This is a genomic window from Pseudomonas sp. H1_D05 (assembly GCF_054682705.1).
In genome coordinates, this window is sequence record NZ_CP162825.1 from 400,400 (window position 1) to 408,911 (window position 8,512).

At 59.1% G+C, this 8,512-nt stretch carries 8 protein-coding genes and 1 pseudogene; 6 read left to right on the plus strand and 3 right to left on the minus strand.

All coding sequences use genetic code 11. The features are described 5' to 3' along the window. Window positions 1-80: 80 nt before the first annotated feature. From AB4O11_RS01910 to AB4O11_RS01930, 5 genes and pseudogenes are all read left to right on the plus strand, one after another. A pseudogene (locus tag AB4O11_RS01910) lies at window positions 81-920 on the plus strand (HAMP domain-containing protein); the annotation flags it as partial. 141 nt (window positions 921-1,061) lie between these two features. Beyond that, entirely contained in the window at window positions 1,062-1,826 is a 765-nt protein-coding gene (locus AB4O11_RS01915) for a methyl-accepting chemotaxis protein (protein ID WP_371043227.1), read from the plus strand. A gap of 265 nt (window positions 1,827-2,091) precedes the next feature. Continuing rightward, the gene (locus AB4O11_RS01920; protein WP_460129964.1) at window positions 2,092-3,204 is read left to right on the plus strand and encodes a glycosyltransferase family 4 protein; all 1,113 of its coding nucleotides are present in this window, start codon (window positions 2,092-2,094) and stop codon (window positions 3,202-3,204) included. Further along, window positions 3,197-3,973, plus strand: coding sequence for a DUF2334 domain-containing protein (locus AB4O11_RS01925; RefSeq protein ID WP_460129966.1), 777 nt, complete (start codon window positions 3,197-3,199; stop codon window positions 3,971-3,973). Before AB4O11_RS01920 ends, AB4O11_RS01925 begins: the two co-directional genes overlap by 8 nt. Next, on the plus strand, window positions 3,970-4,965 hold the full coding sequence (locus tag AB4O11_RS01930) for a lysylphosphatidylglycerol synthase transmembrane domain-containing protein (protein WP_099757019.1): 996 nt from the start codon (window positions 3,970-3,972) through the stop codon (window positions 4,963-4,965). Before AB4O11_RS01925 ends, AB4O11_RS01930 begins: the two co-directional genes overlap by 4 nt. 48 nt (window positions 4,966-5,013) lie before the next feature. On the opposite strand, the gene AB4O11_RS01935 is transcribed toward AB4O11_RS01930, so the two are convergent. Next, window positions 5,014-5,190 (minus strand): hypothetical protein, encoded by a 177-nt coding sequence (locus tag AB4O11_RS01935; protein WP_175559560.1) that lies wholly within the window; start codon window positions 5,188-5,190, stop codon window positions 5,014-5,016. A gap of 84 nt (window positions 5,191-5,274) precedes the next feature. Further along, the gene (purU, locus tag AB4O11_RS01940) at window positions 5,275-6,123 is read right to left on the minus strand and encodes a formyltetrahydrofolate deformylase (RefSeq protein WP_007912774.1); all 849 of its coding nucleotides are present in this window, start codon (window positions 6,121-6,123) and stop codon (window positions 5,275-5,277) included. A 336-nt stretch (window positions 6,124-6,459) separates the two neighbouring features. On the opposite strand from purU, the gene mvaT reads away from it, so the two are divergent. Continuing rightward, on the plus strand, window positions 6,460-6,837 hold the full coding sequence (gene mvaT / locus AB4O11_RS01945; RefSeq protein WP_007912775.1) for a histone-like nucleoid-structuring protein MvaT: 378 nt from the start codon (window positions 6,460-6,462) through the stop codon (window positions 6,835-6,837). Window positions 6,838-6,934: 97 nt separating this feature from the next. On the opposite strand, the gene sbcB is transcribed toward mvaT, so the two are convergent. Then, complete coding sequence (sbcB, locus tag AB4O11_RS01950; RefSeq protein WP_093430507.1) at window positions 6,935-8,365, minus strand: exodeoxyribonuclease I; 1,431 nt, start codon at window positions 8,363-8,365, stop codon at window positions 6,935-6,937. Window positions 8,366-8,512: the final 147 nt, after the last annotated feature.

Here is an 8,512-nt window from a genome sequence, read left to right on the forward strand (position 1 = left end):
CCTTCGCCTCGTTTACCTTGTACAACGACTGGTTGCAGCGCAACGCGATCCGCGATGACCTGAACAACTATCTCAACGAGATGGGCGAGGTCACTGCCGGCAATATCCAGACCTGGCTCAGCGGCCGCATTCTACTGATCGAGAACGCCGCCCAAAACATCGCCATCAACCCCGAGCCCGCCAACGTCGCCAGTCTGTTGGAACAGAAAAGCCTGACCTCGACGTTCATGGCGACCTACCTGGGCGATGCCACCGGGCACTTCACCATCCGTCCGGACACCAAGATGCCCGACGGTTTCGATCCGCGCGTGCGCGCTTGGTATAAAGGTGCCGAGGGCAGCAGCACCTCAACCCTGACCGAACCGTACATCGACGCCGCTACCGGCCAGTTGATCATTTCCATCGCCACTGCCTCGAAAAAGGCCGGCCAGAGTGTGGGTGTGGTTGGCGGCGACCTGAGCCTGCAATCGCTGGTCGACACCCTCGCCGCCCGGGATTTCGACGGCATGGGTTATGTGTTCCTGGTCAGCGCCGACGGCAAGATCCTCGTGCACCCGGACAAGGCGTTGGTGATGAAATCACTGAAGGAAGCCTATCCGCAGGACACCCCGCGCATCAGCAGCGACTTCAGCGAAGTCAACGTCGACGGCAAGACCCGCATCGTCACCTTCGCGCCGATCAAAGGCCTGCCGTCGGTGAACTGGTACATCGGCCTGTCGGTGGACAAGGATCAGGCCTTTGCGATGCTCAGCGAATTCCGCACCTCGGCAGTGATCGCGACCGTGATTGCCGTGGCAATCATCATTGCCCTGCTCGGCATGCTGATCCGTATTCTGATCCAGCCGCTGCACGTGATGACCCGCGCCATGGAGGACATCGCCGATGGCGAAGGCGACCTGACCAAACGCCTGACCATCGTCAATAACGATGAATTTGGCGTGCTCGGTACCGCATTCAACCGTTTCGTCGAGCGCATTCACGGCTCGATCCGCGAAGTGTCGTCGGCCACCGGCCAGGTTAACGAAGTCGCCCTGCGCGTGGTCGCGGCATCGAACTCGTCGATGTACAACTCTGATCAGCAAGCCTCGCGCACCAGCAGTGTCGCCGCGGCGATCAACCAGCTCGGTGCCGCGGCGCAGGAAATCGCCCGCAACGCCGCCCAGGCTTCGAATCAGGCCAGCGACGCGCGCGGTCTGGCTGAAGACGGCCAGCAAGTGGTGGATCGCAGCATCAAGGCGATGAATCAACTGTCGAGCATGCTCAGCGCGTCGAGCAGCAACATCGAGTCGCTGAATAGCAAAACCGTGAACATCGGCCAGATTCTCGAAGTGATCACCAGCATTTCCCAACAGACCAACCTGTTGGCGCTCAACGCGGCCATTGAAGCGGCACGTGCCGGTGAAGCCGGCCGGGGTTTTGCCGTGGTGGCGGATGAAGTGCGCAATCTGGCGCACCGCACCCAGGAATCGGCGCAACAGGTGCAGACCATGATCGAGGAGCTGCAAGTCGGCGCCCGTGAGTCGGTGAGCACCATGAGCGACAGTCAGCGTCACAGCCAGGACAGCGTCGAGATTGCCAACCTTGCCGGGGAGCGCTTGAACAGCGTGACCCAGCGCATTGGCGAGATCGACGGGATGAACCAGTCGGTGGCCACCGCGACCGAAGAGCAGACGGCAGTGGTGGAGTCGATCAACGTCGATATCACCGAGATCAACACGCTGAACCAGGAAGGCGTGGAGAACTTGCAGGCGACGTTGCGCGCGTGTTCGGACCTGGAGCAGCAGGCTTCGCGTCTGAAACAACTGGTTGGCAGTTTCCGCATCTGAGATCAAAAGCCTACCCCTCACCCCAGCCCTCTCCCCCAGAGGGGCGAGGGGGAAAGGAAGCCGATCGGGGGATTTTCCAGACCTGAGTTCGACTCAGGTCTCTCAAGTCGGTGTAACTCCAACATCCACTTCGGTCAGTCCCCTCTCCCTCCGGGAGAGGGTTAGGGTGAGGGCGCTCTTCAGCTCCACCGCGCAATCCCGACCGAACATCTATTCTTGATAAAGGTCAACCAAGGGAGAACTACGCAACGGAGGGTTGATCACCGTGCATATCGCCGACATCACCATGTTCTACGCCCCGGCCAGCGGCGGCGTGCGTACTTATCTGGATGCCAAACACCGCCGGCTCGGAGTCAAATCCGGCACCCGCCACAGCCTGCTGATTCCCGGTGCCCATTTCGGCGAACACGACGGCGTTTACACGGTTCCCGCCCCCGCCCTGCCCTTCGGCAAAGGCTATCGATTCCCCCTTCGCCTCGCGCCATGGCGAAATGTCCTGCAGGATTTACAGCCCGATCTGATCGAAGTCGGCGACCCTTATCTGACCGCCTGGGCCGCCCTTGATGCGCGACGACAGCTGGATGTGCCGGTAATCGGTTTCTATCACTCCGATCTGCCCTTGCTGATCGGCAATCGCATGGGCCATTGGGTCACACCGAATATCGAGGCGTATGTCACCAGGCTTTACGGCAACTTCGATCGGGTTCTGGCACCCAGTCAGATCATGGCCGACAAGCTCAGCGGCCTCGGTGTACGCAATGTGTTCGTGCAACCGCTGGGCGTCGACCTGCAGACCTTTCACCCCAAAGCCCGCGACCCGCAACTGCGTGCAGAACTGGGCATCGCCGAAGACACCCGGCTGCTGATTTTTGCCGGACGCGGCTCGAAAGAGAAAAACCTGCCGGTATTGCTCAAATGCATGCAACGCCTCGGCCCGCGCTATCACCTGCTACTGGTCGGTTCGTCGATGCCCACCGCGGTGCCGGAAAACGTCAGTGTGATCGACGAATTCTGCCCCGCGCCACGCGTCGCGCAGTTGATGGCCAGTGCGGATGCCTTGCTGCATGCCGGCGACCAGGAAACCTTCGGCCTGGTGATCCTCGAAGCCATGGCCTGCGGCATTCCCGTGGTGGCCGTTGCCGCCGGGGCTTTCGAAGAGATCGTCACTGATTCCTGCGGCCTCCTGTGCGCACCGAACAACCCGCAAGCAATGGCCAATGCCGTGCGCGAACTGTTCAGTCGCGGCGGTAGCAAACTTGGCACACTGGCGCGCCAGCATGTCGAAACCCACTATGCGTGGGATACGGTGGTCGACAGTTTGTTGGGCCACTATCACGCCGTACTCGGACATACGCTGCCCAAGGTGGCCAATGGTTGAATCGATGAACGACCGCGCCGTCTTGCTGGTGCTGCACGACGTCGCTCCGTCGACGTGGGCGGATTACCAGCCGTTTGTCGAGGCCGTCGACGCCTTGGGCAACGTACCGATCACGTGGCTGGTCGTTCCGAATTTCCACCGGCACAACGCCCTCGACGATCACCCGGCATTTTGCCGACGGCTCGATGAGCGCGTCGCCCGTGGCGATGAGTTGGCGTTGCACGGTTATTTCCACGACGACCAGGCGCCTGGCCCGACGACGCCTCACGACTGGTTCATGCGCCGCGTTTACACCCATGAAGGCGAGTTTTACCGTTTGTCCCGGGAAACCGCCCTCGCCCGCCTGCGCACCGGCATCGAAGTCTTCCAGCGCCACGACTGGCCGCTGCACGGTTTCGTTGCCCCGGCGTGGTTGATGAGCGACGGCACCCGCCAGGCCCTGCGCGATCTGCCCCTGTGCTACACCAGCGATCCGCAGCATCTGTATCGGTTGCCGGATTTCACCGCGATCGATGCGCCGGGTCTGGTCTGGAGCGCTCGCAGCGCTTGGCGAAGGGGCCTGTCGAAGATTGTCAGCGAGCAGCGTCAACAGCGTTGGCGTCGGGCGTCGGTGATTCGTCTAGGCTTGCATCCCGTGGACATGCGCCACGGTTTTTCCCGTGATTACTGGCTGCACACCCTTGAACGACTGCTGAGCGAAGGACGCGTACCGATGACCAAAATCCACTGGCTCGCCCAACAGCGCGGTCAACTGGGAAGCGCCGCATGAGTCGCGGCATTCTCTTGCTGATCGGCCTGCTCGCGGCGGTGCTGATTCCGGTTGTGCTGGGTGGCGGCGACACCTGGGCGCGGCTGCAGAGTTTCCCGCTGCACTGGCTGTTGATCATGTTCGGCATGATCCTGCTTTGCTGGGGCATCAATACCTTGCGTCTGCGCCTGCTACTCGGTGATCAGCGCGAGCGCGTCACGCCGCTGCAAAGCCTTGGTGTAGTGATGGCCGCCGAATTCGCCTACTGCGCGACTCCCGGTGGCAGCGGCGGGCCGTTGACGATCATGGCCCTGTTGGCCCGCTCCGGCGTGCGGCCGGCGCGGGGCAGCGCGGTGTTTGCCATGGATCAGCTCAGCGATTTGCTGTTCTTTCTCTGCGCCCTCAGCGGCATTTTGATTTATGCGCTGTTCCAGCACCTCAGCGATCGCCTCGAGTGGTTGCTGACCGTCAGTGCGATTTCGCTGTTCGGCGGTTTATTCAGTTGTGTGCTGGTCGCGCGCTATCACCGCACCCTGATTCGCCTGAGCGGTCGCCTGCTGGCAAGGATGAACGTCAAGGCCATTACCCGCCGTCGCTGGGCGCGCAAGTTGCTGCATTTTCTCGCGGCGTTTACCGATACATTGAAGTTGCCCTGGCAAACATTGATAAAAGTATTCGCCCTGACGTGTGTGCATTGGTTGCTGCGCTACAGCGTGCTGTATCTGGCGCTACGCGGCCTGGGCGCGGACTTGCAGTGGGCGTGGAGTTTTCTGGTGCAGATGCTTTCGCTGGGCGCCGGGCAATTCAGCCTGCTGCCGGGCGGCGCGGGGGCGGCGGAGTTGACGTCGGCAGCGTTGCTGGCGCCGATGGTGGGGAAATCCACTGCAGCGGCGGCGATTCTGATTTGGCGGGTGGTGACGTATTACTTTTATCTGCTGGTCGGGGGGCCGGTGTTTTTGTTGATGCTGGGCCGACCGCTGTTGAGGAAACTGATGAAGGTGGGGCAGGCTTGATCGTCCGGTCGCACCCCGTGCCTTTGGCTGCGCCTAAATGATCGCGCCTCAGGCATCGTCTTTGTTGTCGTCGGACTTCTCTTGCAATTGTTCCCACAACTCCGCAGCGCCGGGAAACTCGGTGCCATCCTCCGGGCTCATGTCCTCGGGATCATATCGACTCAAACACCCTTCGCCCAACGTCGCCGGCGCTTTGGAAGTGGCTTTGTCCAGTGGATCGGTCATGGCTTTTCCTCACAGCTGAAATGAAAAAGGGTCTGGACGATTGAACGCCCAGACCCTTGGTTTTTCAAGCCTGTGGGGTTGAGATCAGAACACCACAGTCTTGTTGCCGTGCACCAGCACGCGGTCTTCGAGGTGATAACGCAGGCCACGAGCCAGGACCATTTTCTCGACATCACGACCGAAACGCACCATGTCTTCGATACTGTCACTGTGGCTGACACGCACCACGTCCTGCTCGATGATCGGGCCAGCGTCCAGCTCTTCGGTCACGTAGTGACAGGTCGCGCCGATCAGCTTCACGCCACGCAGCGACGCCTGGTGATACGGCTTGGCACCCACGAACGACGGCAGGAAGCTGTGGTGAATGTTGATGACCTTGTGCGCGTATTCGCGGCACATGTCTGGCGGCAGGATCTGCATGTAACGCGCCAGGACCACCACTTCGGCATCGTGCTGTTTGACCAGACGCGACACTTCGTCGAAGGCCGGTTGCTTGTCCTGCGGATTGACCGGGACGTGGTAATAAGGAATGCCGTGCCACTCGACCATGCTGCGCAGGTCGTCGTGGTTGGAAATCACGCAGGAGATTTCGCAGTCCAGTTCATCGCTGTGCCAGCGGTGCAGCAAGTCCGCGAGACAGTGCGATTCGCGGCTGGCCATCAGCACAACGCGTTTTTTCTGCTCGGTGTCGGTGATGCGCCAGTCCATCGAGAACTCTTCGGCGATCGGCGCAAACTTCTCGCGCAGCACTTCAATACCGAAAGGCAGCGAATCGGCACGAATTTCGTGACGCATGAAGAACCAGCCCACCTGGTTGTCCGAGTGGTGGCTCGCTTCGGTGATCCAGCCGTTGTGGGCTGCCAGAAAATTACTGACTTTGGCAACAATGCCAACGCGGTCCGGGCAAGATATCACCAGCCGAAAAGTGCGCATGAGGGGGAAACTCCAGAACTTCGCAAAGGCCGCCATTCTAGCGGCTGCGCAGGAAAACTGCAGTATTGATCAGCAACGGGAGGCGCCAGGCTCAGTGCTACGGATTCTTGATGAGTAACCGACAGACTGGTGCTGATCCTGCGGGATCGCTTGATCAGACAACTGTGAATATCTGTGATGACTCGATCACACTATTTAACTGAATATTCAATAGAGAGCAGTTTCTCGTAACTAATTTAAATAAAAACCCCGGTTAAATGTTTACTTGATGAAACAGCCTGACTATTATTGCGGCACTGTCCCCCTGCCATCCCGCACTCTACTAAGGTAGTAATCATGTCCTTGATCAACGAATATCGCGCCACCGAAGAAGCCATCAAAGAGCTGCAAGCCCGTTTGAAGAACCTGTCCCAAGACGACAAACTGCAAGCCGAGCTGGAATTCGAAGGCAAACTGCGCACCCTGATGGGCGAATACTCCAAATCCCTGCGTGACATTATCGCGCTGCTGGATCCGGAAGCTAAAACCAAAGCAGTACGCGGCGGCGCAGTAAAAACTACCGGCACCAAGCGTGCTCGCAAAGTTAAACAATACAAAAACCCGCACAACGGCGAAGTCATCGAAACCAAAGGTGGCAACCACAAAACTCTGAAAGAGTGGAAAGCCAAGTGGGGCGGTGACGTGGTTGAAGGCTGGGCTACCCTGCTGGGCTAAGCCGCAACGTCTTCGCAGAGCGATCCGCGAAAAAACAAACGCCAGCGAATGCTGGCGTTTTTTTATGCCCGGGATTTAAGCCCGGTCATGTTCGATTTCAAAGATTCAAACGTTTGCGCAATGCCTGGACATAATTCTGCCATTCATTGAGCACCTCACTCTGCATCGGCGTGGCATTAATCGACCATTGCTCGGCCGCCTCGGTAAAAGATTTCAAGGTATTCGGTGCGCCGCACTCAGGCGTGGACAAACGCTGCTGACAGAATATTCTCCAGCGTTCTTGCTCTTCGAAATTCAACGTCTCGGGAAAGTTGCGTGCGCGATATCGAAAGAGTAATTCAGGCAAACGTTCGTCATCGAAAGGCCATTGCTCTTGCGCTAGTTGTGCCGGGTCAGCGCTCCTCACTTGCTCACATAGACGTCGGTCACGGTCACCGATAAATCCGTCGTACAACTGTTGTTCCGGATCCTCGCTCGGAATGAAATCTTCGCTGACATAAATCTCTGCAACTTTATCTTTCCAAACTTGCTGTGCGTCAGTTAGCCGCAGTGCTCGCTGTTGATAAAGCGCCATGTCCAGCCCCAGACGTTGCTGATCCTGCGCGCGCAAAACCGCAAGCGGCGCCACCACCGGACAACGGTTGATGTGAATCAGCTTGAGCGGCACCGGCAACTCACCTTCCAGCAAATCATCACGACGCGTGTACAAACGCTGGCGCAGGGTCTGCGCGTCCAGATCGAGCAACCCCTGCGGGTCGAGGTGCAGATCGCAGACGATCAAGGCGTTACGGTTTTTTGGATGCCAGGCTAATGGCAGCACCACACCGACATAACTGCGCGCGGCCGAGAAACGCCCGGAAATATGCACCAGTGGCTGCAGCAGACGAATCTGATCCATGACCTTTTGCTTGCTGCGCAACTGGAACAGCCAGTCATACAGTTTTGGCTGTTTCTCGCGGATCAGCCGGGCCAATGCGATGGTGGCGCGAACGTCTGACAAGGCTTCGTGGGCGTGGCCATGATCGATATTGTTCGCGGCGGTCAGGCGTTCTAGCTTGAGCGTCACCCGACCTTCGTCATCGCTCGGCCAGACCAGTCCGTCGGGACGCAGCGCATAAGCAGCGCGCACCACATCAATCAGATCCCAACGGCTGTTGCCGCCCTGCCACTCCCGGGCGTACGGGTCGAAAAAATTGCGATACAGGCTGTAACGGGTCATCTCGTCGTCGAAACGCAGGGTGTTGTAACCGGCGCCACAGGTGCCGGGGGCCGCCAGCTGGGCATGCACCCGCGTCATGAAATCAGCTTCGCTCAAGCCCTTTTCGGCGAGCTGGCTCGGGGTGATGCCGGTAATCGCGCAAGCCGCCGGATGCGGCAGTATGTCTTCGCTGGGCTGGCAATAAAGATTGACCGGCTCGTCGATTTCGTTGAGCGCATGGTCGGTGCGGATCCCGGCCACCTGCAACGGGCGGTCGTTACGCGGATTGATGCCAGTGGTTTCGTAGTCGTACCAGAAGATTGAAGTCACGGGCGGTTCCTGAACTGAAGATCGGCAAAGTCTAGGCGCTCGACCGCGCTCGCGGCCAGCCTCGCGTCATTCAAACACTTCGGACTTCACGATGTGCAATACATAGTTATGTCGTTTTCCCCCGAGAGGCTGCTAGCATCGACCTCA